This is a genomic window from Mesorhizobium delmotii, assembly GCF_900149755.1.
Classification (GTDB): Bacteria; Pseudomonadota; Alphaproteobacteria; order Rhizobiales; family Rhizobiaceae; genus Mesorhizobium; species Mesorhizobium delmotii.
The window spans coordinates 143,926-168,516 of the sequence record NZ_FUIG01000042.1; the positions used below are offsets into that span (position 1 = coordinate 143,926).

General features: G+C 61.9%; 17 protein-coding genes and 2 pseudogenes. 11 read left to right on the forward strand and 8 right to left on the reverse strand.

Annotated elements, in window-relative coordinates:
* Nucleotides 1-493: 493 nt before the first annotated feature.
* Together BQ8482_RS40150 and BQ8482_RS25095 are read right to left on the reverse strand one after the other, a co-directional pair.
* Nucleotides 494-976: pseudogene (locus BQ8482_RS40150) on the reverse strand (sensor histidine kinase); the annotation flags it as partial.
* Between the two features lie 63 nt (nucleotides 977-1,039).
* Nucleotides 1,040-1,756 (reverse strand): pentapeptide repeat-containing protein, encoded by a 717-nt coding sequence (locus BQ8482_RS25095; RefSeq protein ID WP_006337614.1) that lies wholly within the window; start codon nucleotides 1,754-1,756, stop codon nucleotides 1,040-1,042.
* Between the two features lie 464 nt (nucleotides 1,757-2,220).
* Here BQ8482_RS25095 and BQ8482_RS25100 point away from each other — a divergent pair, with 464 nt between their 5' ends.
* Complete coding sequence (locus BQ8482_RS25100; RefSeq protein ID WP_123150029.1) at nucleotides 2,221-3,951, forward strand: adenylate/guanylate cyclase domain-containing protein; 1,731 nt, start codon at nucleotides 2,221-2,223, stop codon at nucleotides 3,949-3,951.
* Between the two features lie 177 nt (nucleotides 3,952-4,128).
* Here BQ8482_RS25100 and BQ8482_RS25105 read toward each other — a convergent pair whose 3' ends face one another.
* Nucleotides 4,129-7,521, reverse strand: coding sequence for a YhdP family protein (locus BQ8482_RS25105; protein WP_123150030.1), 3,393 nt, complete (start codon nucleotides 7,519-7,521; stop codon nucleotides 4,129-4,131).
* A 96-nt stretch (nucleotides 7,522-7,617) separates the two neighbouring features.
* On the opposite strand from BQ8482_RS25105, the gene BQ8482_RS25110 reads away from it, so the two are divergent.
* From BQ8482_RS25110 to BQ8482_RS25145, 9 genes are all read left to right on the forward strand, one after another.
* Nucleotides 7,618-8,085, forward strand: coding sequence for a peroxiredoxin (locus BQ8482_RS25110; protein WP_123150031.1), 468 nt, complete (start codon nucleotides 7,618-7,620; stop codon nucleotides 8,083-8,085).
* 187 nt (nucleotides 8,086-8,272) lie between these two features.
* Nucleotides 8,273-9,550 carry a M23 family metallopeptidase gene (locus BQ8482_RS25115; protein ID WP_123150032.1) on the forward strand — a complete coding sequence of 426 codons (1,278 nt, stop codon included), beginning with the start codon at nucleotides 8,273-8,275 and terminating at the stop codon, nucleotides 9,548-9,550.
* 187 nt (nucleotides 9,551-9,737) lie between these two features.
* On the forward strand, nucleotides 9,738-10,904 hold the full coding sequence (locus BQ8482_RS25120) for an ROK family transcriptional regulator (RefSeq protein WP_123150108.1): 1,167 nt from the start codon (nucleotides 9,738-9,740) through the stop codon (nucleotides 10,902-10,904).
* 17 nt (nucleotides 10,905-10,921) lie between these two features.
* Nucleotides 10,922-11,686 carry an ATP-binding cassette domain-containing protein gene (locus BQ8482_RS25125; protein WP_123150033.1) on the forward strand — a complete coding sequence of 255 codons (765 nt, stop codon included), beginning with the start codon at nucleotides 10,922-10,924 and terminating at the stop codon, nucleotides 11,684-11,686.
* A 40-nt stretch (nucleotides 11,687-11,726) separates the two neighbouring features.
* Nucleotides 11,727-12,767: a sugar ABC transporter substrate-binding protein gene (locus BQ8482_RS25130; protein WP_123150034.1), complete on the forward strand. Its 1,041-nt coding sequence runs from the start codon at nucleotides 11,727-11,729 to the stop codon at nucleotides 12,765-12,767.
* A 138-nt stretch (nucleotides 12,768-12,905) separates the two neighbouring features.
* Nucleotides 12,906-13,901 (forward strand): ABC transporter permease, encoded by a 996-nt coding sequence (locus BQ8482_RS25135; protein WP_123150035.1) that lies wholly within the window; start codon nucleotides 12,906-12,908, stop codon nucleotides 13,899-13,901.
* On the forward strand, nucleotides 13,898-14,668 hold the full coding sequence (locus BQ8482_RS25140; protein ID WP_123150036.1) for an SDR family oxidoreductase: 771 nt from the start codon (nucleotides 13,898-13,900) through the stop codon (nucleotides 14,666-14,668). The genes BQ8482_RS25135 and BQ8482_RS25140 overlap by 4 nt, the downstream gene beginning before the upstream one ends.
* A complete protein-coding gene (locus tag BQ8482_RS38320) occupies nucleotides 14,665-14,802 on the forward strand; it encodes a hypothetical protein (protein WP_165848707.1) in 138 nt (45 codons plus the stop codon). Before BQ8482_RS25140 ends, BQ8482_RS38320 begins: the two co-directional genes overlap by 4 nt.
* 317 nt (nucleotides 14,803-15,119) lie before the next feature.
* Nucleotides 15,120-16,235, forward strand: coding sequence for a hypothetical protein (locus BQ8482_RS25145; protein WP_123150037.1), 1,116 nt, complete (start codon nucleotides 15,120-15,122; stop codon nucleotides 16,233-16,235).
* A 187-nt stretch (nucleotides 16,236-16,422) separates the two neighbouring features.
* Here BQ8482_RS25145 and BQ8482_RS25150 read toward each other — a convergent pair whose 3' ends face one another.
* From BQ8482_RS25150 to asnB, 5 genes are all read right to left on the reverse strand, one after another.
* Complete coding sequence (locus tag BQ8482_RS25150) at nucleotides 16,423-17,679, reverse strand: flavin-containing monooxygenase (protein WP_244602959.1); 1,257 nt, start codon at nucleotides 17,677-17,679, stop codon at nucleotides 16,423-16,425.
* A 390-nt stretch (nucleotides 17,680-18,069) separates the two neighbouring features.
* Nucleotides 18,070-19,077 carry an NAD(+) synthase gene (gene nadE, locus BQ8482_RS25155; protein ID WP_123150039.1) on the reverse strand — a complete coding sequence of 336 codons (1,008 nt, stop codon included), beginning with the start codon at nucleotides 19,075-19,077 and terminating at the stop codon, nucleotides 18,070-18,072.
* Nucleotides 19,074-20,615 carry a class I adenylate-forming enzyme family protein gene (locus BQ8482_RS25160; RefSeq protein ID WP_123150040.1) on the reverse strand — a complete coding sequence of 514 codons (1,542 nt, stop codon included), beginning with the start codon at nucleotides 20,613-20,615 and terminating at the stop codon, nucleotides 19,074-19,076. Before BQ8482_RS25160 ends, nadE begins: the two co-directional genes overlap by 4 nt.
* Nucleotides 20,616-20,637: 22 nt before the next feature.
* Complete coding sequence (locus tag BQ8482_RS25165) at nucleotides 20,638-20,901, reverse strand: acyl carrier protein (protein ID WP_123150041.1); 264 nt, start codon at nucleotides 20,899-20,901, stop codon at nucleotides 20,638-20,640.
* 20 nt (nucleotides 20,902-20,921) lie between these two features.
* On the reverse strand, nucleotides 20,922-22,859 hold the full coding sequence (gene asnB, locus BQ8482_RS25170; RefSeq protein ID WP_123150042.1) for an asparagine synthase (glutamine-hydrolyzing): 1,938 nt from the start codon (nucleotides 22,857-22,859) through the stop codon (nucleotides 20,922-20,924).
* Between the two features lie 622 nt (nucleotides 22,860-23,481).
* Between asnB and BQ8482_RS25175 the strand changes: the two are divergent.
* Nucleotides 23,482-24,509, forward strand: a pseudogene (locus tag BQ8482_RS25175) (IS256 family transposase); the annotation flags it as partial.
* Nucleotides 24,510-24,591: the final 82 nt, after the last annotated feature.

Sequence of the window (24,591 nt, forward strand, 5' to 3'; positions counted from 1 at the left end):
ACGGGCATGATCAGCGTAGCAATGCCGGCCGTTCGCGCTGAGGATCAGCTTGTTCTGCCTAACCACGAAGAAGCGCCAGAGCCGGCAGTTCATTGCGAGGGCCAAAACTGCCTTCCACCAGCTGATGACCCTGTCGAGGAATGCAAGGGGCAAGATTGCACGCCGGCTCCGCCGGTTGACCCAGGTCCACAGATTGAACAGGTCGACTGAACAGCATCAGCCGAACACCCCGACTACGAAGGTGATCGCGGATCCGTGGAGAAGGTTGGATTTCAGGTCCTCTCCCTCTACCATTTAACCAATAAGATACGTAGGCAAACCGCTACCATCAGCCACACCGCACGTACGGAACGCGATTTGGCGTACCGAATATCTCAAACAATATCTCGTCGGCTGTGAAGAACGTCGATTTCGCTGACGGCAGTTGCGATCAGGGCCGGAAAGACGGGGCTGGCAAATGGGCGTCCGCCGGTTGGATCGTCCAGAGCGGTGATTAGGCTGTTCGTGGCTGGATCGGCGGCGCTGCGGGGGTGGCGAACAGCGCCAGGAGGACGGCACACAAAAGCCTCAGCCAGTTGAGCAGGAGGCTGAAGTTGTAGCCGACGGCGGCAAGCACAGCGTTGTTGGCATCGCCCTCGGAGAAGGCCAGGAAGTTGCGGCCCATACGGTGGTCGTTCTTGAGATGGCCGATGACGGGTTCGACGGCGGCCCGGCGTCGCAGCGCCCGTTTGACGACCTTGGTGAGGCCGTCAACATCAGAGGTCACGGACAGTGTGCCGCGATGTGCCTGAGCGATCTGCGAAGCAATATAGAGTCCCAGCCCGAGACCTTGAGGGCTAGATCGGGGCCTCCCTCGCTGGAACGGCTGGAACAGGCGCTGCATTGTCTCGTGCGGAATGGGCTCTCCGGCATTAGACACGGATATCCGGAGTTCGCCGTCTCGGGTGGTGGCTTCGACCTTAATGGGCATGCCCGCGGCACAAAGTTACAGGTTCGAATCCTGTCGGGTGCAGCATTGCCGCAGTTCGCTTGCCGACAACTATTCCTGCTGGAATTGACAGGGCCAATCTTCAGGCCTCGTCAAGCCAGAAGGCAACTCGGTCCGGGCGTCTCCGCAAGCCATGTTGAGCTGCCACTGGGACAGACCCGCCGAATTGGAAAGGTCGACGCCCTCGATACGGGTCAGAAAGAAAAAGGCGCGGTCAAAGTCTATCGGCGCGGTGAACGTCGCTCCTCGGAAGTCCGCCCGTGCGAGATTGGCAAACGAGAAGCGGCTGCCGCTGATATCGGCGTCATGGAACTGCGCACGCCCCAATTCTGCCTTTGTGAAATCAACATTGGTCAGATTGGCGTCCTGGAAATTCGAGCGCTGCATTTCCGCGCTCGCAAACACAGCGCCCTGCGCGTCCATACGGCTGAAGTCGGTCCTGTAGGCCTCGATTCTGTCGAACCGGGCGCCTTTGGCGGTCGAGTCGGCCAGGGAAGCACGCACAAGCGTTGCCTTCTCAAGATTTGCCGCAAGGAGATTGCTGTTCCTGAGGTCGGTCGAAGTGAAATCAACACCGAACAGGTTCGCCCCGCTCAGGTCCTGTCCTTCTAGGATGAGAAGCTTCTTGTCACACTCGTGCCAATTGACGCCAGGCGTTGCGGCTGCGTGGCAATTGTGAGCAGCAGTGGCGTTCTGCCAAGCAAACACAGTGCAAACCGCTAGAACCAAGCCGGATGCGCCGTAAGCTCTGGTTCGCCTCAAAGTCATTGTTGCTGGACCTCTGCTACTCGCCGAAACTCAACCTTACCACATCTGCTGACACTCGAGCCACCGTGACCACCGCCGTCACAGTTAGCGCATTTCTCATATTCAAACTCTTGACCCGAACCAGTCAATGCCGCTGCACGGCGGCATCGTCGCCAGAGGGTGGTGAGCGGTCGCCCGTTCTGACCAGCACGAACGAGCATCTTGCGCCATTTGCCGACGTCAGCGAGTGCAGCCACTATGGTCCCAACTCGTGTTCATATCGGACGTTTCCGGTCTGACGCCGCGCGGATCGGGGCGTCTCCCGCCATTGATGCGATCGAGTTCGCAGCCACCTGGCGCAAGGCGGAAGGTTCTGATCCGCCCTTTCTTGCTGCTGCGGTAGGAAGACTTCTTGTTTCAGCCATAAGCCCAAATTGCTGGATTTGGCAGCCCAGGAAGGATAGGCTTGGTTTTTGGTTCAAGCGATGGAACAGAGACTAGCCGCAATTCTGGCTGCCGATATGGCGGGCTACAGTCGGCTAATGGAGGCCGACGAATCCGGCACGCTCGCACGTCTTCGGACCCATCGCATAGAACTGGTCGATCCCGCCATCGCGAAGAACAAGGGCCGGATCATCAAGACCACCGGAGACGGCATGCTCGTTGAGTTCCAGAGCGTGACCGATGCCGTGAAATGCGCCGTGGAAATCCAACAGCGCATGAAACGGCGCAATTCGGATGTGCCGCAAGAACGGCGTATCGAATTCAGGATCGGCATAAATCTCGGCGACATCATTTTCGACGATGAGGACATTTTCGGCGACGGCGTCAATATTGCCGCGCGCATCGAGCAACTCGCCGACGTCGGCGGTATCTGCGTGACCGCAGCGGTGGCGACCCAAATTGCCGACCGTCTCGAAATTGCCATGGAGGACTTGGGCGAGAAGACGTTAAAGAACATCAGCCGCCCGGTTCGCCTCTATCGCATTGGGTTCGACAGTCCTGTCCTGCCAGAAGTCGAGGCAAAGCGATCCATCTCGAAACCTTCGATAGTGGTGCTGCCATTCAACAACATGAGCGGCGACCCCGAGCAGGAATTTTTCGCGGACGGACTGACCGAGGACATCATCACCGAACTGTCCCGCCACCATGAGCTGTTCGTCATCTCGCGCAATTCCAGCTTCGTCTACAAGAACCGCGCCGTGAATGTGCGCGAGGTGGCCGAGAAACTCGACGTCCAATACCTGGTGGAGGGAAGCGTCCGCAAGATCGGCGACAGGGTGCGCGTGACGGTTCAGCTCATCGACACGGCGAATGACGCTCATATTTGGGCAGACAAATATGACCGGAAGCTGGACGACATATTCGCGATTCAGGATGAGGTGACCGCGGCGATCGCAGCCACGCTGCCCGGTCGTGTCGAGGCGGCTCAGCGGGACCAGCTCGCGCGGGCGAAACCTGCAAACATGGCCGCGTATGAATGTGTGCTTGCTGCCAAGGTGCTGCATCACCGAAGCACGATTGCGGATAACGAACGCGCGCAAACCTTGATAGGCAGGGCCGTCGCGCTCGACCCCGATTATGCCCATGCCCATGCCTGGCGGGCCTGCATTCTTGGCCAGGCCTGGGTCCATAACTGGTGCGAAGACAGGGATGCCGTCTGGAACGACATCATGGCAGCGCTGGACAGGGCGCTGGCGCTGGACGACAACGATGCCGATGTCCACCGCATCCTCGCCGCAGTGAACGTGAACAACAATGAGCTGACCACAGCGCGCTACCATCAAGAGCGCGCCCTCGCCCTCAATCCCAATTACGACCTCGTGGTGGTGCAGCAAGGCGAGTTATTGACGTGGCTGGGGAGGCCGGAAGAGGGAATTGAATGGATCCGCAAGGCAATGCAGTTGAACCCGCACCACCCGGAGAGGTTCTGGAGCCATCTGGGAAAGGCGCATTTCGCCGCGCGCCAGTATGGCGAGGCGATCGAAGCTTTCATGCATCTGTCAACCATGGACTCGGTTCAGCACGCTTTCGCCGCTGCCTGCTACGGCTGGCTCGGCGACGAAATCGCGGCCGCGGCGCATCTAGGCAAGATCAGAACGCTCGATCCCCAATTCGACCTCGATTCATTTATCGCCACCCTGCACTATGCCCAGGAGTCTGATGTGCAGCACGTCCGCGAAGGACTGCTGAAAGCCGGTATTGCCCACCTGTAGCCAGCCCGTAACTACGAACCAGATCCAATCGGGGACAGGCAAAAAAGACCGGCCCCCACCGATGCGGACCTTGTGGCATGACCGAACGACGGGCGGCTTAAGTCATGGGCGTGAATTCGGCCGGGGCGATCCACTTAGGGTCAAGACTCGGTCGCTCTCAGTGATTGGGTTCTGACCTTACCGATACTCAAAGATCGACCTGAAAATTCCGGGCGCGATCACCGACAGCGGATTGACGTCCAGTTTGGGCTTGTTGGCATCGCCCCTTAGCCGGTAAGTCACGCCGATCAGGCCGCGATCGCGGCCATTGCCGAGCAGCGCGCCGAACAGCGGCAGTTCGCCGAAGATGCGGTTGATGCCGTAGACCGGCATGAAGGTGCCGGTCATGTCCATGTTGTTGTTCTGGTCGTAGAGCGTGCCCTGGAAGGTGGTGCCGATCCGCGGGCCGCGCAGCACGCCATTGGCCAGCTTCAGATAGCCGGCGCCCTTTTCGATCTCGGAAAAGCCGCGCTCGAACTTCACTCTCGACGTGTCGATATTGGCTTTGACGGCTTCGTTGAGGCTGCGGCTGTCGCCGGCCGGCGTCGTCGATACGAGCGAGGCGAGTTTCGGCTCGTTGACCACGAAGAAGTTGTGCGAGTCGACCTGGCCCTTCATCGGCCCATCACTCGCCCCGGCGAGCGCCAGCGTGATCGAACCGCCCTCCATATGCTCGTAGATGTTGAGGAACCGCAGGATTGCGCCGGCGTCGGCCGATCGCACGTTGAGGGCGCGCTTGCCGGCGCCGGTCGTATTGCTGATGCTGATGGCAGCACCCGAACTTGCCGTGGCGCTCACCTTGAGCCCATTCACCCTCGAGCCGGCGGCGCTGTAGTCGAGCTTCAGGTTCGACAGCGTCTCGTTGTGGAAGCCGGTCAGCGAATTGACGTCGGCGCTGACCGAAATCGCGTCGGAACCCGTGGCCTTGGTGGCGGTGTCGACATCGGACGTGAATTGCTTGATCAGCGAGCGCGCGTCCAGCGCGCTGCCGCTGATGTCGATCGCGTAGCCCTTGCCCGATCGCTTCACCGACACGGCAACATCGTCTCCCCGGTTCAGCTTGACGTTGCTGAACCGCGCCGAGGACAGGGCGCCGTTGACCAGCACCACGTCGCCGTCGATCGAAAAAGTCTTTCCATTCAGGTCGAAGTCGGACAGCGTCGTGGTGTCGCCGGACTTGGCCATGGCAAATGTGACATTGGCTGAAATGCCGGGCCCCTTGCTCCAGCCCGCCCAGGGAATGTCCAGCCTGGCATTGGTCAGGTCCGCCGAAACAGTCTGGTTGCCCGTGTTGCCCGTGCCGCTCTTGTCGATCTCAACCTTGACGGTTCCGGAAAGCAGCTCCGACAGGCCAGGCATGGCGGCGGCACGTATCTTGTCGTCGAGCATCAGCGCCACTTTCCGGCTGCGTGGCGGTCCGCCATCCCTGAGCGGTTCGATCAGGTCGAGTTCGGCTGGAATGCCGTTGAGCAGCACCTTGGCTGATATCACGGCCTTCTCGGGTTCGACCGTGATCGAACCATCGGCGTGCGTCACCGTCTGGTCTTCGAACGGCTTGCCCAGCGACAGGTCTTTGTAGTCGAGCGTCACCAGCCAATCGAGCTTCGAGCTGTCGACGCCGCGCTGTAGCGGAATGTCCGCCTTGACGTGGCCGGTCACCGTGCCGGACAGGTCGTCCGGCAGCAGGCCGACATGGCGCATGGCGTTGATCGGCTCGTAGGAGGCGAGCTCGGCGATTGCCGACGCCTCCCCGGCGACGTCGATATCGAGCGCGCCGATCACCGGCGGGCGGTTCGCCGCCTTGACCGTCATCGTGCCGTTGCTTGCCGCCACCGTGCGGCCGCTGACCATATAGACATTGCCTGAGGACAAGGCGACATCGACGTCATTGCCGTGGAATTCGACAACGCCGACGGCATCGCGTATCGGCGGAATGTGACCGGCCGTATCGAAGCGCGATCCTTCGATCTGGAAACGGCCGAACACTTCATCTGATGAAAGCGGGATCCCGTTGCCCAGACGCCCGGGCGCGACCTGGAACTGCAGGCTCGCGTCAACGACGCGGCCGCCGAACAGGTTCTTCAGCACCCAAAGGCGAGCATTTCGCGCGGAAAACCAGGGCCACAACTGCTTGACATGCGAGACCGGCATGTCGTGGACGTTGAAGGCCACAGATATGCCCGGCACCTTTCCCCTAGCGAATTCGACCGAAGCCGTGCCCAGCGCCTCGCTGGCGGCTCCGGACCTGATCCCGATCTGCTCGGCTACGAGCTTGCGGCTCCGGGTCTGGTAGACGCCGGCAACGCGGGCGATGAAATCGAGCGCAGGTTCGGAGGATTCCGAAGGCGCCAGCGTCGAATGGTCGCTGGTCAGGTCGTAGCGATAGGACGGCTCCTCGCCCGCTGTTCCTGTCGCCGGCTTCGGCCCGATCGAACCGGCGAAATCGAAGGTCGAGCGACCGGTCCTCACTTGCAGCCGGTCCACCTGGATCTTGTTGGCGCCGGCGACAAGTGTCGCATCGAGATCGACGTCGGCTGGAAGCGAGCCACGCGACCCAAGATCGAGCACGGAACCGGCGAACGACAATGAGGCCGTCAGCTGCGACGCGTTCTCGCCGGATCCTTCCGATCCCGCCAGCTTCAAGGCAATCGCGCCCAGCGTCCCGCCTGGCGCAGCCGCAGCCTCGCCGGTCTGCGCTATCTCGACGCTGGCAGCCAATGCCGTCACGCGCCGCGTCGTCGTATCGCGGGTGGCTGAGGCGGCGATGGTGAGTGCCCTGCCGTCGACATCCGCGTCGGATGAAAACTCCATGCCGCCCGGCCCCGACTGCGCAACGGTGGCATCTGTGATCCTGACCAGTTTGACCGACCCGGCCTCGGGCAGGATGAGGTCGACATTGCGGAGGTCGATCCGGCGCATCGAATCCTCGCGCACCGCATCGAGCGCGTGGTTGATACTGGCAAACACCGTGCCGGCCAGTCTTTCCGGATCGATGAGGCCGTCGTCATTGCGCAGCGCCGCCGTCCAGTCGCCACCCGACGGCATCGCGGCCATAGTAATGCGCGCATCGGAAATCCTGGCGCTGGTAAGCCGCACCTTACCCGAAAGCAGCGGTATCAGCCTTATGCCGAAGCGGACACGCCCGGCGTCGGCCATCGGCTTGCCGTCGGCGGTCCTGAGGCTGACGTCGCTGACCTGCAGCGCTATGAAGCTCGATCCGTCAAGCGTGAGATTGGCCGGCCCGACCGCAACATCGACGTCGACGCCGGCCAGTTTCTCGATGGCCGTTTCGGCTTCGGCCCGCAGCCGCTCGGTGCCGAAGCCGGACATGCCGATCGCATACACAGCGGCGGCGGCCAGCAGCACAAGCACCACAAGACCGGCAAACAGCCGCGCAAGAATACGAACGCCGCGGCCGATCGACGCCTGGCCGAGCGGCGGCACGCGGCACGCGGACGGGAAGGCACCCAGGTCGGTGATCTCATCACGCCTGAATCTGATCTTCTCGTGCTGCGGCTGCTCCTGATCCACGCAATTTTCCGTTGAACGAACTCGACCGGTGGACGAATCCCGGTTTGACATTATATCGATGCGGCTTGGCGCGTAACCACAAACAAGGGCATCGATATGGCTGATCTCGACGTCGGCGATCTGGCGCCGCAATTCGATCTTCCCCGCGACGGCGGCGGATCGCTCAGCCTCGCGGCCTTGCTGGGAACGCCGGTCGTGCTTTACTTCTATCCGCAGGACGACACCACAGGCTGTACCAATGAGGCGATCGGCTTTTCGCAGCTGAAGCCGGAATTCGAAAAGCTCGGCGCCGTCGTGATCGGCCTGTCGCCGGACAGCGTCCGAAAACACGACAAATTTAAGTCGAAACATAATCTGACAGTCGATCTCGTCGCCGACGAGGAGCGCAATGTGATCGAAGCCTATCACCTGTGGGTCGAGAAGAAGCTTTATGGCCGCCGCTATATGGGCGTCGAGCGGGCAACGTTCCTGATCGGCGGCGACGGACGGATCGCCAGGATCTGGAGGAACGTTCGGGTCAAAGGCCATGCCGAGGCGGTGCTGGAGGCCGTCCGCGCGCTTTGACGTCAACACCGGCTGTGGCCTGAAAACCCCATGTGAGGCATGAGGCGCCGAAGCCTGCGCCTCATGCCCTCTTACCAATCCGGCTGCAACCCATGGGCTGCAACGAGCTGGGCGCTAGCAACCGACCGTTAACCTTAATGATGTGTAATCAGGCTTGTCGTTGGTGTCGTAACGAAAGCTTGGTCCCGTGAACGTAGCCGGTCAGTCAACGGTCTTTGGCAGGCGCAAGGAGCCCCACACGGTCATTATCGCCCGGGGCAACGAGATAAGGCATTTCACCATACGGCCATGGGCGGCCGCATTTTGCGGCTCCGCGCTGGCGGCGATGGCCATAGGCTATCTGCTGGCGACCTCCTACCTCGTGCTGCGCGACGACCTGATCGGCGCGACCACGGCACGGCAGGCGCGCATGCAGCAGGCCTATGAGGACCGCATCTCGGCACTGCGCGCCCAGGTCGACCGGATCACCAGCCGCCAGCTTCTCGACCAGCAGCTCATGGAAACCAAGGTTGGCGAACTGCTGGAACGACAGACCCAGCTCAGCCTGCGCCATGGCCGCCTCGGCCCCCTCCTCGAACGCACCGAGAGCGACGTCGGAACGCCGCCTGCCGCAGCCACTGCTGCGTCGGCGAAGTCGGATAAACGCGCCGACGTGACCGACGCCCAGCCGCAGGCCTATTCGGTTGCCGGCGTTGGCGCCGCCGATACCAGGCCGTTCTCCTTGTGGTCGACCCGCTCCGATCCGCTGCCGAGCGACACGGCGGCCGATCGTGCCGACAGGCTGTTCGTATCGATCAACGAGTCGCTCAAGGCGATAGAGAGCCAGCAGCTCACCCGCATCACCACGCTTGCCGACAACGCCTACAGAAACGCCGATGCAATTTCTCAGGCGCTCGAGGCGGCTGGCCTGCCGGTCGATAGCGATTTCGGCAAGAGCGATGCCGGTGGGCCGCTGATACCACTCGACAGTTCGATGACGTTCGACAGCAAGGTTAGAGAACTCGACGAGGCGCTGGACGCGCTCGACCGTCTGAAGACGGAGGCGCGACGGCTGCCGCTCGCCAATCCCGCCCCCGGTCGCTCTGTCACCAGCCCGTTCGGCGTGCGCACCGACCCGCTCCTCGGCACCGCCGCGCTGCATTCAGGGATGGATTTCAGGGCGCCGACCGGAATGCCCGCCAAGGTCACGGCGCCCGGCATCGTCGTCAAGGCCGGCTGGAACGGCGGCTACGGCCGCATGGTCGAGGTCGACCATGGCAATGGCTTTGCGACGCGCTATGGGCATCTCAGCAAAATCGACGTGACCGTCGGCGAGAGGCTCAACGCCGGCGACGTCATCGGCAAGACCGGCAGCAGCGGCCGCTCGACCGGCCCGCATCTGCATTACGAGATCCGCCACAATGGCGAAGCCCTCGACCCGCTGCGCTTCCTGAGGGTCGGCAAGAAGGTCGCGCAGTATCTTTAGTGGCTGCAGCCATCGCCCGGGCTGCAAAAGAGTGCCGTCGGAAAACTGCCGATCTCCCCCGCAAGGGGGGAGATCCGCAGCTTCGCCGTTCCGCCCCGCACTTCATGCACCGGTCAACTATTTTTGAATTCCATTTGACTGAATAAATATTCGGTGCGAACCTCAATGTCTCCTAGGGATGCAAGACATGGCACTGCGGGGGACCAATCAGGAATTCGGGAGGCCTTACAACAGGCGCATCGTCCTCGAGTCCATCCGCCTTCACGGTCCGATCGCCCGCGGCGATATTGCCCGGCGGGTCGGGCTCACCGTGCAAACGGTATCGACCATCGTTCGCGAGTTGGAAGAACACGGCTACGTTCTGTCCATGCGCGAAGAGCCGCGGGGGCGCGGGCTGCCCCCGGCGACCCTGCGGATCAACCCGGAGGGCGGCTATGCCGTCGGCATCCATGTCACCCCGCTGGGTATCAATGCGGCGCTGATCAATTTGAGCGGAGACGTGATCGAGAGCGCCTACCGCGAGGCCCCCAACGCAACGCCCGACCATGCCTTCGACCTGATCGGCGCGATGGTGCTTGAATTGACCCGACTGCGGCCGGGCGGTCGCGTTCTCGGCATCGGCATGGCGCTGCCCGGCCCTTTCGGGGTGGAGTCGATGAGCTTTATCGGCCCGACGACGATGACCGGCTGGAAGGACGTGGCGCTTCGGGAACGGCTGGAGGCCTCGACCGGGCTGCCCGCGTTTTTTGAGACCGACATGGCGGCCGCGGCAATGGGCGAGCGCCTGTATGGCCTCGGGACGGGGTATTCCGAATACTACTATCTCTATTTCGGAGTCGGTCTTGGCGGGGTCATGGTGCATGACGGAAGCGCGTTGCGCGGCGCCTGGGGAAATGCCGGCGAAATCGGACACATCCCTGTCGTGCCTGGTGGCGAGCCGTGCCCCTGCGGCAATCGCGGCTGCCTCGAACGGTACCTCTCGCTCGAGGCGCTGCGGCGCCAGAACATCAGCGACGCCGATTGGGTCAGTGAAATCGGGCCGATCTTCCGCAACGCCATCACCATCATCGAGAACCTGTTCGATCCCGAAACCATCATCCTCGGCGGGCTGGCGTCCACCGATCTGCTTGAACGGCTGGCCGTTTCGGTTGCGAACCTTCCCAACTCGATCTCGGCGCGAAAGGACCGCACGGCGCCCCGTGTCACCGTCGCACGCGGCGGCCAGCATGCGGTGCTGCGCGGGGCCGCAGCGCTTGCCGTCTCAGGGGTGCTTTCGCCACGCTTCGGCCAGATATTCACCGCCGAGCGCGAACGCGGGCGAGATATCCTGCAAGGCAAGGGGATTGCGGCATGAGCGGAGCTCAGCCTGGCATGAGTGAACCTCTGCTGGTGCTCGACAACGTCGCCAAGAACTATGGCGCGATCGAAGCGCTCAAGGGCATCAGCTTCTCGATCGGCAAGGGCGAGGTGGTGGCGCTTCTGGGCGACAACGGCGCCGGCAAATCGACACTGGTCAAGATCATCGCCGGCGGCCTGGAGCCGACCTCCGGTCGCATGCTGTTCGAGGGAAAGGAATTCCTCGCCAAATCTCCCGCCGAGGCCAAGGCCGCGGGGATCGAGACCGTCTACCAGGACCTCTCGCTTTGCACCAATGTCGACGTCGTGGCCAATTTCTTCATGGGCCGCGAGATCACCAGGAAATTTCTTGGCGTTCCCGTGCTCGACGAACCCGCCATGGAGCAGGTGGTCGAAAAGGCGCTGGCCAGCGCCGGCACGCGCATCCCTTCGCTCAGAACCAATGTCGAGCACCTCTCGGGCGGCCAGCGGCAGGCCATCGAGCTCAACCGGTTTGTGCATTTTGGCGGCAAGCTCGTGCTTCTCGACGAGCCGTTCGCAGCACTCGGTGTCGAGCAGACGCGGCGCGGTCTCGACATGATCCGCCAGGTGGCGAGCCAAGGTATCGGTGTCGTCATCATCACCCATATCATGCCGCAGGCCTTCCAGGTCGCCGACCGGATCGTGGTGATCCGGCAAGGCGTCGTGGCAGGCGATGTCGCGCGCAACAAAACAAGTCCCGACGCGGTGATCAACATGATCACCGGAGAGACGCTCGCCGGTGCCGGACCGGCAGGCTGAGGGACAAAATGAGGGGTCCGGCGCAAAAGGAGCGAACGACATGAAGAAAATACTTCTTGCTGTCTTCGGTATCCTGGCACTGGCCTTTGCCACGCTCACGCCGGCATTCGCCCAGTCCAAGGGCACCGTCTACTATCTGGTTCCGACATTGCTCGATGAATTCCAGACCGGCTCGGTGAGCGCTCTGGAGATGTTCCTGAAGCAGGTCGGCTATGAGATGAAGACGCTGAACGCCGATAACAAGACCGACGCTCAGCAATCGCAAATGAACGACGTTATCGCGCTCAAGCCGTCGGCGATCATTCTCGCTGCCGTCGATTTCAATGCGTTGAAGCCGTCTATCGAGGCCGCCCGCGCCGCCGGCATCCCGGTGGTCGAGTTCGATCGCCAGATCACCGCGACACCGTCCGACTTCACGTCGGTGGCGGGAACGGTCGAGATCGGCCAGATTGCCGCCGATCAGGCCGAGAAGCTCTTGAAGGCGAAGCACGGATCGGTGAAAGGCAAGATCCTCCAGGTGCTCGGCGATCCCGGCGACCCCTACACGCTCGACATCCAGAAGGGTTTCGAGGAGAAGATGAAGGCGTTCCCGGACGTCAAGATCATCTCGGTTCCGGCCATGCAATGGGGGGCGGATGCAGCCGGGACCATCGTCAACGACCAGATGCTCGCCAATCCTGATATCGACCTGATCTTCAGCCATGCGGCGCACCTCTCGGTCGCCGCCGTCGCCTCGCTCGAGGCCGCAGGCAAGAAGCCGGGCGACGTCATGCTGATGAGCTCGAACGGTGCGCCGGTCGGCCTCGACCTGATCCGCAAAGGCTGGCTCAACGTCGAAGTCGAGCAGCCGCTCTACGCTCAGGCCGCCGCCGTCGCCATGTTCATGGACAAGGTGGTCAACAAGCAGGAGATCAAGCCGGGCGAGTACGACGTGCTCGGCCTGAAGTCGACCGTGACCATTGAAGCCTGGGGACCGAACATCAAGATCCCCGGCGCTGCGATTACCAAGGAAAACGTCGACAACCCGGCCTTCTGGGGCAATCTGAAGCCGCCCTCGGGCACCGTGAAGCCGGTCGAATAGCAAAGTCGCCTAGGGCTTCGGGCCACGCTGGCCCGGAGCTCAACCGGCGCGTTCGAACGGACGCGCAAGGGAAGCTGCAGCAAATTTCAATCCGCGCATGATCCTTTCCGAGAATCGATGCGCTAGACGGATCAGCACATGAATCCCCGCACGCGCCACGCCCTCGAGTTCGTCCTCGACAACCTCGTCTGGTTCATGCTGGTCTTCGTGCTGGTGGTCTTCTCCATCTCCATTCCGAACTATTTCCAGCTCGGCATCTTCGCCAACATCATAGAGGCGTCGAGCGTGCTTGGCGTCATGTCGATCGGCCTGGCGCTGGTCATCATCACCGGCCACATGGACCTGTCGGTCGAATCCGTGGCGGCGCTCAGCGCCATGGCGGTCGGCATCCTGTTCTGCTCGGCGGGCATCGGCCTTGGTGTTCAATTGCATCCGGAATGGCTGATGGTTCCGGTTTCGCTGTTTATTGCCCTTGCTGTCGGCGGCATCGTCGGCGTCATCAACGGCTACCTGGTCGTCAAGGTGAAGATGAGTGCTTTCATCATCACGCTGGCGTCCTACATATGGGTGCGCGGCCTCGTGCTGGTTATTTCCGGCGGCCGCTCCGCGCAGGATCTTGCGCCGGCAATCCGCTGGTTCGGCATTCAGCGCCTCCTTGGCCTGCCGCTCACCGCCTGGATCACCATTTCGTGTTTCGTGATCTTCTCGCTGATCATGGCCAAGACACCCTTCGGCAGGCACCTCGTCATGATCGGCGGCAACGAGACCGCAACCTTCCGCGCCGGCATCCGCGTCACCCGGAACCTCGTCATCGCCTTCGTTCTCGCTGGCGCCATCGCCGGCCTTGCCGGCTGGCTGCTGGCGATCCGCACCTCCGGCGCCACCGCCAATCTCGGCGTCGGCCTGCTGTTCAACGCGTTCGCCGCCGTCGTCATTGGCGGCGTCAGCCTGAAGGGCGGCGTCGGCACCCTGCCCGGCGTTTATGCCGGCGTCCTTTTGCTGTCGGCCATCAACACGGCGATCAACCTCATGGGCCTTCCGGCCAACTTCACCCAGGTGATCCACGGCCTGCTGGTGCTTGCCGCCGTGCTGCTCGACGCTTTCAAGCAAACCATTCGCCAGAGGCTGGCATGACCGGGCGGCTCAAAGACAAGATCGCGCTGATCGTCGGCAGTGCGCGCGGCATCGGCAAGGGCATCGCACAGCGCTTTGCCGAAGAGGGCGCGAAACTGGTCCTGGCCGATACCGAGGTCGATGCCGGGCAAGCGGCCGCGGATGAGCTCGGCGCTGCCTTCATCCGCACCGACATCTCGCAGATGGCCGATGCGCGGGCCGCCGTTGCGCTGGCGCTCGACCATCACGGCCGTCTCGACATCATGGTCCAGAATGCCGGCATCTATCCGTGGCAGTTGCTGGAAAACACCAGTCCGGAGGACTGGGACCGTGTCATGGCGGTCAATTTGCGCGGCAGCTTCAATGCCGCCCGGGCCGCGCTCGTTCCGATGAAGGCGCAGCACTTTGGCCGCATGCTGTTCACCTCCTCCATCACCGGTCCGCACGTCACCAGCCCTGGTCACGGCCACTATTCGGCGACCAAGGCCGGCATCAACGGCCTGATCCGTTCGGCCGCTCTCGAATTCTCTGCCTATGGCATCACCGTCAACGGCGTCGAACCCGGCAATATCCTCACCGAAGCAATCCAGCTGCATCGCGGCGCCGCCTATATAAAGAACATGGAGGACTCCATACCGCTCGGCCGCCTCGGCAGCCCGCGCGACGTGGCCAATGCTTTCCTGTTCCTGGCCTCGGACGACGCCAGCTACATCACCGGCACGACCATCATCGTCGACGGCGGGCAGCTGCTGCCCGAAGGCAAGGATTTCCGGCTGCTTCCGCCATGATCCTCGATTTCGGCGCCGGTTTCTTCCTGCACCAGGCAACACGGCAGATCATGGCAGCACTGATGGTTCGTCTCAAGACCGGCGACGCGGGCAAGGATGAAAGCCAAAGCGGCTTGGCTTGGCGTCGGAAGTAGCAAGTTGAGGCCTGGCCTGATGTGCCGCGGCGCCGAGGAAACAAGACGCAAGTCGCGTCGATAAAACTCGATTCGCTACCAATACTTCAACATCGGTTTACCCGAAGTTGGTAACAGCAACGACGCTCGTTTTCATGATCTAGCAAAGGTCCTACCTTGCCGCAGCATTACAACTCTCCTTTCGGCCACCGGAGCGGTTGCAACTTGGGATTGCACCGCTGCAAACTCCTGACGTTCGCCGCGATCGCCGATGGGAAGCCTGGCCTTGCCATGGTCTGGAAAGACGGTGGCCAGGACTGCGGTGCCGGGAGCCGGGCTTGAGCGTCATTCGCGCCCTGGAAGGTGCCGATCTTCCGGCAGTCGCAGGCATGTTTCAACGCGTGCTGCGCAAAGAGCGGACCGAAGCACCGGCCGCGCTCATCGACTATATGAGACGGTTTTATCTGGAGGCGCCCGGTTGCGGAGGCGATCTCCGCTCGCTTGTCCATGTCAACGACGCCGGCCGCGTCTCCGGATTTGTCGGTGTTCACATATTGCCGATGCAATTCAACGGCCGGCAATTACGCGCCGCCATCTGCAGCTCGCTCATGGTCGAGGATCATGAACGCGACCCGATGGCCGGCGCCCGCCTGTTGAAAGCTTACCTGGATGGTCCGCAGGACATCTCCTTCAGCGAGACGGCCAACGACATCTCCGCAAGGTTGTGGACACGGCTGCGCGGCGTGGTCCTGCCGCAATACAGTCTCGACTGGGTACGCGTGATGCGGCCGTCGAGCTTTGTGCTCAGCCTTTCCGCCAGTCGTATTAAGCTTGCCCGAATGTTCAATCCCTTTGCGCATGCCCTCGACCGATTTTATTGCAGACGAATGAAGTCCAGCGAACGACGCTGGTCCGGTGTGGCGGCGGACGGGGCAGGTCATGGCGCATTTCGGACATCCGAAATCGACAGCGACACATTTGCCAAGCTCGTCGAACCGTTGACCGCCCAGTTCGCCCTGCGCCCGGCGTGGGCGGAAGGCCAGCTCCATCATATCCTGGCCGATGCGGCACAAAAGCCGGATCTGGGCGAGCTTGTCTACGTTTCCGTGGCATCGCCGGTCGGCAGCAATGTCGGCGCATTCGCCTATCACGCGCGGGCGGGTGAAATCGGTCGCGTGCTGCAGATCCTCGCCCTCCCCGGCCAGGCAGGTTCTGTCATCGACTGCCTGATCGATCATGCCGCCGCGCGCGGCGTCAGCGGCCTGCGCGGACGCATTCAACCCGCACTTCTGGAAGCAATGCTTGGGCGACGCATAGCTTTCCTGACCGTTGCCTCGACCGTGGCGCATTCACGTGATTCCGAGCTTTTGGATGCCATGAAGAACTCGCAAGCTTTCCTGAACGGGCTTGCGGGCGAGCAGTGGAGCCGGCTGACCGGCGGCGGCTTCACCTGAAGCATTCAGTCGTGCGGGAGCGAAGTCATTGGCTGATCGTCGGAGGCCTTTGCCTTCGCTCAGTGGGAACGTCGCTAAGCGGCGAAACGTGACCCTGGTGGCGGCGCAAGGCGGTGACTGACGATCTGCCGACCTCTGACACTGATCCGGCCCTGACTGTCAGGAGCTTCTTGACTATGCCAGGCGGTCACGAATGCCCTGCGATATGTTCGACAAGGCGAGGTGCTTCCTCGGCGATCACCAAGATGATGCCTGACTTGCGTGTGGAGGCGAAGTCCAGCCCTGCGAAGTAAAGGCCCGGCAGGGCGGCCACGCCATCCGCGTGAACAGGCTGTCCCGCGCTGTCGAGCGCACCGGGAAGCCTCATCCAACTGAAATCGCCCTTAAAGCCCGTGCACCACACCACGCTCGTTACGCCGGAGCGGGAGAGATCGAGCGAACCGATCGTCGGGTTCGGCTGACGCATCGCGACCGTCTCTGCCGGGTCGGGCTCCGCAACGGGTGCATCGATCCCCATGCGGCTGATATAGTCGTCGACATGGCGTTTGACATTTTCGGAGGCTTCATCCGCAAAGCGGACATTCGCTTCGAGATCGTCGGCAAGCGAGAGGCTGCCGCCATCCTCGATGCCGGTGAGACGCCCAAGCAGCACGACACCCTGGGCGCTCAGCGCCTGAAGGCTTATCGTATGCGTCGACCCGAGCACACCACGCGGCGGGATGCGTCCCGCAAGTCGAATGACTTCCTCCCGGCGCACATCGAGAAACCCGCTTTCGAGCAGCCAGACCATGATGTCGCGACCCCGGTAGCGCCGTGGGAGCCGTCCGACACGACTGGTCGCAAGGAAAACCGTTCGACCCGCGTCCGCCAGCTCCTCCGCGATCTGGGCACCCGATTGGCCGCTTCCGACCACCAGCACCGCTCCATCGGGCAGATCGGCAGCGCTGCGGTAGCCGGAAGCGTCGATCTGGCGGAGAGCGGGCGACAACGCGGCGGCCCAGACCGGGCGCACCGGACAATTCAGGCTGCCGCTTGCGACGATCACATTGCGCGCCCAAAGCGTGCCGTGTGATGTGGTCAGCCGATAGGCGCCATTCTCGTGCGTGAGTTCGCTTACCGCAGTATCCGGTTCGATCGGCAGCGCGTTGCGCCCGGCGAAATCCTCAAGGAGAGTGACGAACTGATCGCGCGTTAGGGCGCCATCCGGATCCGGACCGTCATAGCAATCGCCCGGCATGACGGTCTGCACGTTGGGAGTATTCATCCGAAATAAATCCCATCGCTGTGTGCGCCAGGTCTCTCCTATGCGGCCCCGCTCCAATACGCTGTGGCGCAGGCCCCGTCGCGCCAGCCAATAGCTGACACCCAGGCCGGCCCAGCCGGCCCCGATGACGACAGCATCGAGAACATCGCCGCCATCGGTCATTTGCTGCGGTGATCTCATAATCGCCCCCGGCAATCTCGCCGCGCAGCATTAAGCCTTGTCCACGGCAACGAGTCCAGCACCGCCGATTTCCGTCCGACTGGCCTACCGCATTCCGGTTCGCCAGCCTCTCGCCAGACCGCAAGGCGAGCCCAAGAACCTCCAACGTAGTCTCCATCGAGAACTCCGTTTGCTCGTTCACGGAAAGCCGATCACAGATCAAGACGGACAGGGCAATGTTGGGGCGGAACATCGGTCACCCTGAAGCGCTCGCCGTGGCTAATGCATGTCGCGCAAAAGTGTGCAGCGGTTTTGCGATAACGACATGCATAAAAACAACAACCTAAAGCGCGTCGCATGAGGCCGGTAGAGGCCGGTCAAACGCGACGCGCTTTAGGTTGGAAAGGCAGGTCAGGTATCGACTTCCTCGACCTCATCAACGAGTTGCGGACGCAGATGCAGATAGCGCGTCGCCTTGCGCTTGGCGGTGATGTCGGTCCAGACGCGTTCCACTTGCGAGGCAGTCAGTCCCGCCGCCTGCCCCACCACTTCGGCGGCCACACCGTTGTTGAGGCCGCAAAGGCAAAGATCCATGCGGTCATAGGGAAGCGAGAAGTAGAACTCCTCCTGCGTCTGTGCCAGCGAATAGGTATCGGTGGTCGGCGGCCGGTTGCGGATTTCCTCGGGAACGCCGAGATAGGCCGCCAGCGCGTAGACTTGCGTTTTATAGAGATGGGCGATCGGCTTGACGTCCGCCGCGCCGTCACCATTCTTGACGAAGAAGCCCTGATCATATTCCAGCCGGTTCGGCGTTCCAAGAACGGCGAAGTTCAGGCGATCGGCATGATAGTATTCGATCTGCTTGCGGGTGCGCTGCTTCATGTTGGTGGCGGCGACGATACCGAGATAGACCGGGAGTGGCATTCTTACTTTGGTCTGCTTGCCCTTGGGGTCCTGCACCACCAGCGACGAAATATTGTAGCCTTCGCTCTTAAGCGCATTCGCGATCACTATCTTCGAGGCCCAGCCTTCGCTGTATTCCGGGACCAATTCGCGTATGAAAGCGTCGCGGCGCTGATAGCAGCCCATCGCGCGCAGGGCCGGCCCTATATCCTCCACAATAGCCTCGACACCGAAAGTATCGGCGACAAGCCGACCGAGCCGTAGGCTTTCCGGATCGGAATCGTTTTCCGGCATGAAGAGGCAAAGTACATTCTGGCCGCCGACGGCCCGCGCCGCCAAGGCGACCGAAACGCTGGAATCGATCCCGCCGGAAAGACCGAGCACGAGGCCGCGCTTGCGAATGCCGCGCAACTGCTTGCGCAAGGCCGTCACGATCCTGTCCGTTTCGACGGCGGGGTCGATCGCCAGAGCCTGCGACAGAAAGGTCTGCGCGTCCTCGGTCGGGCGAACACTCACTGCGCGGCCTCCATCATCTCTGCCGCAAGCCGGCGGCTGACCTTGCCCGTATCCGTCTTCGGCAGTTCCCGGCCGAACTCGATGACCTTGGGGACCATGAAGTCCTCAAGGTGACGTGCGCAGTGGCGCATGACATCTTTTTCGCTGAGCGTCGGGTCCGAGGGTACCACGAATGCGCCGATCGCATGCCCGAGCACCGGATCCGGCACGCCGACGACAACGGCTTCCGCGACGCCGGGATGGGCGTGAAGCACGGCTTCCACTTCCTTCGGAGCCACCTTCTCTCCCCGCGTCTTTATGATGTCGTCCTTGCGGCCGACGAAATAGAGAAAGCCGTCCTCATCGGTCCTGAACAGGTCACCGGTGTAGAGAACCTTCTCCCAAGGAACCGGGCCCGCTCTGAGCACTCGTTCCGTCGCAGCTTCGTTTCGCCAATAACCCTGCATGACGTGCGGTCCGCGAATGACCAATTCACCCGCTACGCCTGGCGGCACGCGTTGCCCGTGGTCGTCGACGACAAAGGCTTCGGTGTTCGGGATGGCTATGCCGACCGACCCCGGCCGGCGACCGAGCTCCTCGGGCGGCAGGTAGGTGCAGCGCTTGCATTCCGTCAGGCCATACATCGAATAGAGCCTGACACCGGGAAAAAGAAACCGCAGACGTTCTATATGAGCCGGCGGCAAGGCAGCCGCCGTGTTGGAAATATAGCGAACGCTGGGCAGGAAGCCCGGCTCCAGGTCACGCATCTGCAGGATCATCGCTGCCATCGTGGGCACAAGCGGAAAACCGGTGGCGCCTTCCTCGCGGATACGCTCAAAGATCGCTTGAGGAAAGGCGAAGGACTTCTCGAGCGCGAGCGTGGCGCCGAGCCTGACGGCCATCAGCAACTGATAGAGGCCATAGTCGAAAGAGAGTGGAAGAACATTCAGAATGATGTCATCGGGCGTGTTACGCAGATAGGTGGTTATGGAGTCCGCTGCCGCGTCGCAATTGCGGTGCGTCATCATCACGCCCTTGGGCCGGCCCGTTGAGCCCGAGGTGTAGATCAACATCGCAAGATCGACGTCAATGCCACGGTGGTCTATCTCTCTGGCTTCGAGCGCCAGACAGTCCGCCAGGGACGTCGCCCCAGCCGGGCATTGGCCATCGGCGCCCACAGTCGAAGCCACGAAGATGCCGGTGTTGCCGCCGCACGCTTCGGCGACCACGGGCATCAGTTTTGCTTGCGTGAGGATCGCCGCAGCGTCGCAATCGGCAATGATGTAGGCAAGCTTGTCGGCCTTGGTGGACGGGTTGACCGGACTGAAGGTCGCCCCTGCCTTGAGGACGGCGAAAATCGAAACCGCGGCCTCCCAGCAATTGTCCATGAAAACGAGGACACGGTCGTCACGCCTGACGCCGTTCAAGAAGAGGGCCGCGGCAAGGCGGCTCGAAAGATCGTCCAGTTCTTCGTAGCGCAGCCTTCTATGCTTGGTGATCAATGCCGTTTTGGCGGGATGGGCAGCGGCCTTTGCGGCCAGAAAATGTTCGATCCGCACGGACGCTCCTCGCCGATCGCGCCTAGACTACCGGCGTTCCCGCTTTCGCCTTGATGAAGGACGAAATACGGTCAAGCGAATCCAGGTTGGCCGGTACAATGTCGGAATCGACCATTACAATACCGAAATTATCCTCAATGAAGGCCACGAGTTCCACCACGGCGGTCGAGTCGATGATGTCGTTCTCGATCAGCGAGGCTGTATCTGCAAGTTCGTACGACGTGTCGCCAAACAAGAAGTTGTCAACGATAAAGGCTCTGACCTTGTCCTTGATTGTTATCATCATTTTTTCCTTCCCTGGATTTCTCAGGCCGCTCGTGCTGCACTGACTTCTTGGCTGGTGAAATTTTTCTGCCACAGTTGGGTCGATAGGATGCCCACGAAGGCCGCGTTGTCGCGGAACCCGGACGCCGGCTGCGTGCGGCATTTCTCATGAAGGTTCGCCACCGCCTTGGCGTTGAACAGTCCGCCGGCAGCGATGCTCGCTTCGCTCAGCGCGTCGCGGACATAGTCCAGTTCACCGGCTCCAACGAAGGAGCGGGCTTCCGGGGCCCGGTAAGGCTGTTTGGTGCGCTCCCGGATCGCGCTGGGAAGCAGGTGCTTGGCTGCCTTGCGCAGTATGTGCTTTTCCACCAATCCCTTCAGCTTCATCTCCGGCGGTAGTCTTGCCGCGAATTCCACCAAACGAGGATCGAGGAAGGGGAAACGTCCTTCGATACCATGCGCCATGGCCATCCGATCACCTTGGCTGGAGAGGATATAACCCGGCAGGAGGAAGCGGGTTTCGAGATATTGCGCCTGATGCAGCGGGTGCCACAGGGAAAATGCTTGGGGCAACCGCCTGACCAGGTCCTCGGCCGCGTCATAGCCCTTCAACGTCGCACGCAGGTCACCGGAAAAGAAAATCTTCGCCGCCGCCGTGGTCTTGAAGCGCGGCCGATGCGAGAACAGCGGATCATCGAGCGCAGCGTTGCCGGCGCCGAAGAAAGCAGCCAGGTACTCCACGGACTGCTGCTGCAGACCCGGCAGATAGGGATAAAGCCTGCGGAACAGCTGCGGCCTCATGCGCGATGCCGGCTGCCGCCCGCAGAACCGGCGAACACGCGCTTCCCTGAAGACATCGTACCCTGCGAAGATCTCGTCGGCGCCCTCGCCGGTCAGCACCACTTTCAGGCCGGCCTGGCGAACAAGGCCGGACAACTGGTAGAGAGGTGCCGGTGCGGTGCGGATGATCGGCCGCTCGGCAAAGCGGATGACTTCGGGGAAGACGCCGGCGATATCGCCGGGATGGCAGGCAATGGTTCGATGCTGGGCGCCAAGTGCTGAAGCCATTTCGGTCTGGAAGGCGCTTTCGTCGTGCTCGGCGCTGTCGAACGTCACGGAAAATGTCTGCAGTTTGAGAGGGGTCATGCCGGCGGCAAGCGCCGAGACAAGGGATGAATCGAGCCCGCCCGAAAGATAAGAACCGACCGGCACGTCGGCGCGCATGCGAAGCCTCACCGCATCGGTCAAAAGGGCCTGCAGTTCCTCGGCCGCATCGTCCTCGTTCGTGACCTTAGACGGCGTATCCCGATGCGGATAGTCGAGGTGCCAATATCGTTTGACCGTGACTTGCCCCGGTGTCGCGATCATCACGCTTGCCGGCTCCAGCTCGTGGATATTGCGGAAAGCCGTGCGGGGAGCGATCGGCGCCCACAGCGTAAAAATCTGGTCGAGTGCTATCGGATCGATCTCGGCCGAGACGCCGGGGACCTTCAGCAGGGCTTTGATCTCCGACGCGAAGTAAAGCACGCCGTCCCTGCTCGTGTAGAACAGCGGCCGGACACCCATCCGGTCTCGGGCAAGCACCATACGCCGACGCCTGTTATCCCATATCGCGAAGGCGAAATCGCCGTTCAGGAGCGACAGGCAGTCTTCGCCCATCTCGTCATACAGGTGCAGGATGACCTCTGTGTCGCTCGACGTACGGAAGCGCCGGCCCTTGGCTATCAGCCCTTCACGCAGTTCCAGGTAGTTGAAAATCTCGCCGTTGAACGCAATCGTCAAATTGCCTGACACGTCGGACATCGGCTGCTGGCCATCGCCGATCCCGATCACCGACAGCCGCGCATGCCCGAGCCCGGCGTCGGCTGTCACAAATTTCCCTTGCTCATCCGGCCCGCGATGGGCGATCGCAGCTATCATGCGCGTAAGCAAAGCTTCCGCATCCCGGATCGAACCGAAATAGCCCCCGAATCCGCACATTACCTACGACCCATATATCAGCGATGCACGAAACATAGCCTCAATAGTTGCCTCAAGCGTTAACCGGATAACTTCGGCCAACACATGGTTAACAATAGTTAAACAACAAAGGTACTTTTTAGCTGATTGCCATGCCTTGATATAGAAGTGTTTTTCAATACAAATGCAACTGTTCTTCGAGCTACATCCGCCGAAGAATTGTTGCAGTTACGCCGCCGACGCCGCTTTGGATACGGCTGGTAGGCGCCATAGCTTACGTGATGGGGGCCGGGGCGCTGTCGGCACAATGAGACCGAGTTTGCTTGTAATGGGATGGCGACGTTGTGCATTGGCGATGCCGATCTTCCTGGTGTCGACTTCATCCTATGCAGCCGACGGAAATCTTGATGCTGGCTATGCGATAATGGGAACAGATGTTGATCCTGTTTCTCTGTACGGCTCTTGCCGGTGCCGGCATCGTCTGGCTCGGTCGCGTCCCCACAGGTAGCTCGGCGGTAGCAAAGCCGCTCGCGAGCGCGCCACCTCGATAGCGCTGTAGCGAGCGAGCGGCTTTGCGGTGGTCATCGACAGTTCGCCGGTGAGGTCGGGTTGCTGACACCAACCTGATTCGAAGGAACCATTGATGACCGACGACATGATGAACCTGCGCGCGCTCGTGGAGAAGACTCCGGATTCCGATCTCTTGCGCGAGATGATTGGCTTTGCCGCCGAGCGGCTGATGGAGTTGGAGGTTGGGGCCGCCACCGGCGCCGCCTATGGCGAGAAGAACCCGTTGCGCACGGCCCAGCGCAACGGCTATCGCGAGCGCGACTGGGAGACGCGCGCCGGCACCGTCGAGCTGCGCGCCCCCAAGCTCAGGAAGGGCTCCTATTTCCCCGGTTTCCTAGAACCGCGCCGCATGGCCGAGAAGGCGCTGACCGCCGTCATCCAGGAGGCCTAAGTCCAGGGTATCTCGACCCGCTCGGTCGACGACCTGGTCAAGGCCATGGGCATGAGCGGCATCTCCAAAACCCAGGTCAGCCGGCTGTGCGAAGAGATCGACGGCAAGGTCAAAGCGTTCCTTGAAAGACCCATCGAGGGCGACTGGCCATATCTGTGGATCGACGCCACCTACCTGAAGGTGCGCCGCGGCGGCCGCATCGTCTCGGTCGCCGTCATCATCGCTGTCGGCGTCAACGCGGACGGCCGGCGCGAGGTGCTGGGCATGGAGGTCGGCACGTCTGAGGCCGAGCCGATCTGGACGGAGTTTTTGCGCAAGCTGACCCGCCGCGGCCTGCGCGGCGTCAAGCTCGTCGTCTCCGATGCCCATGAAGGCATCAAGGCGGCCGTCACCAAGGTGCTGTGCGCGACATGGCAGAGGTGCCGCATCCACTTCATGAGGAACGTGCTGGCCCATGCCGGCAAGAGCGGGCGCCGCGTCGTCTCCGCTTTCATCGCCACCGCCTTCGCCCAGGAAACGGCCGAGGCCGCAAGCACGCAATGGCGCGCCGTCGCCGACCAGATCCGGCCGAAGGTGCCCAAGCTCGCCACCATCATGGACGACGCCGAGCCCGACGTGCTTGCCTACATGACTTTCCCCAAGGAGCACCGCGTCAAGCTGCATTCGACCACCCGATCGAGCGCCTCAACGGCGAGATCGATCGGCGCACCGGAGAGCGCGGCGACCAAGCCGTCAGCTACACCACTCCCTGGGACACGATCTCAAGATTTATCTAAGGGGTCTTAGCTGCTT